2 protein-coding genes are annotated in these 1,381 nt (G+C 46.3%); both read left to right on the top strand.

The window, feature by feature from the left end:
- The first annotated feature begins 194 nt into the window (after nucleotides 1–194).
- Nucleotides 195–572 (top strand): hypothetical protein, encoded by a 378-nt coding sequence (locus H8K52_RS20565; protein WP_186924783.1) that lies wholly within the window; start codon nucleotides 195–197, stop codon nucleotides 570–572.
- 141 nt (nucleotides 573–713) lie between these two features.
- Nucleotides 714–1,226 carry a GNAT family N-acetyltransferase gene (locus H8K52_RS20560; RefSeq protein ID WP_186924782.1) on the top strand — a complete coding sequence of 171 codons (513 nt, stop codon included), beginning with the start codon at nucleotides 714–716 and terminating at the stop codon, nucleotides 1,224–1,226.
- The last annotated feature ends 155 nt before the right edge of the window (nucleotides 1,227–1,381 follow it).

The following is a 1,381-nucleotide window of genomic DNA, read 5'->3' as shown; positions in this document are numbered from 1 at the left end:
CTGGAAAACCAAAGATGATCGCTATCATTGCCTGCATGAGGAAACTTCTTTCTTTGGCCTTCGCTATTTTAAAATCCAAGATCCCATTTAATCCAGAATTCGCTTGACGGACGAGACAGTATCTACACACTAGTCATTCATTTCCAACTGCTTCGCGACCCGACAACTTGAACCTTAAACCATAGACCCCACTTATGATTGATTGGCAAATTATCGTCGAAGGAAAATTTCCTTCAGGTTGGGACGAACATAAAGACGGTTGCTGGTTTCCTGATTTCGACGTTCAGCGATTTTTGCTTCCCTACTTCGATGTTGGCGACCAGCCGATTGACGAGTATGGTTCGACGAACTTTGATACCAACACGATGAAGCGCCTTCGCACGCACCTCGAATGGCAGCGTGCTTACCTCGAAGCAAGAGGAACGTCATGGCTCGTAACAGAAACGAGTGATGGTGTAAGTGCCTCTTACGAGTTTCAACGAGATGTCATCCTTGAGATCATGGACAAAACCATGTCGATGGTGGATCTTGCTATCGAATTGAATGGTCAACTTGTGTTTCGGGGCGATTAAATGAAGTCTGTTGCTGGCTTTTCGGGTGGGGTGTAGGTTGGGCTGATAAGCCCAACATCACTTAAGAACAAACTGAAATCGTTGGGCTTTTCAGCCTACGCTACACATAATGTAGCCGGTGTAAAAAAGAAAGGATACAAATTGAATAATTCGATATTCAGACTAGCAAGGGAATCAGAACTCGCCATCGCATGGGCTATCGTTCAAGACGCGATTGAGCAACGTCGGCGCGACGGTAGCCAACAATGGCAAAACGGGTATCCGAATGAACAAACAATCAAAAACGACATCGCCGCAGGAAATGGCTATGTGCTGGTTGAAGACGAGGAAATCCTTGCCTATGCCGCCGTCATTTTTGGCGTCGAACCTGCTTACTTAGAAATCGAGGGCGCATGGCTGACGTCGGGAAGTTACGCGGTAGTGCACCGCGTCGCGCGTGCCAGTGTTTCAAAGGGAAAAGGAATCGCTACAAGATTGTTTGAACATGTAGAAACCCTTTCCCTCGAAAAAGGGGTCAACAGCATTCGTATCGATACAAACTTCGATAATGCCCCGATGCTGCACATCGTCGACAAACTCAACTATGTCTATTGCGGCGAGATTTATTATGCAGGAGCACCGCGAAAAGCTTATGAAAAGGTCTTGGTTAAGTAGGGCGAGTGCAACCAACGCTGCTCTTAGATCGAGCCTGTAAGAATTTCTGTGTAAATGCCACGGAACAAGTTAGTGATCGTGTTTTTGAATACGATCACCGAACTCAATCATAAAACGATTTAAGGCCATACGCCAATTGTGAATCGGCATCGTCC

It is taken from the genome of Affinundibacterium seohonense (assembly GCF_014284305.1).
Taxonomy (GTDB): domain Bacteria; phylum Pseudomonadota; class Gammaproteobacteria; order Burkholderiales; family Burkholderiaceae_D; genus Undibacterium; species Undibacterium seohonense.
Note: the sequence above shows the minus strand (reverse complement) of the source record. Positions and strands in the feature narration are given on the sequence as shown.

What these genes read in the sequence shown, in the direction of transcription:
- H8K52_RS20565 (WP_186924783.1), top strand. Translation starts at nt 195, where the DNA reads ATGATTGATTGGCAAATTATCGTCGAAGGAAAATTTCCTTCAGGTTGG.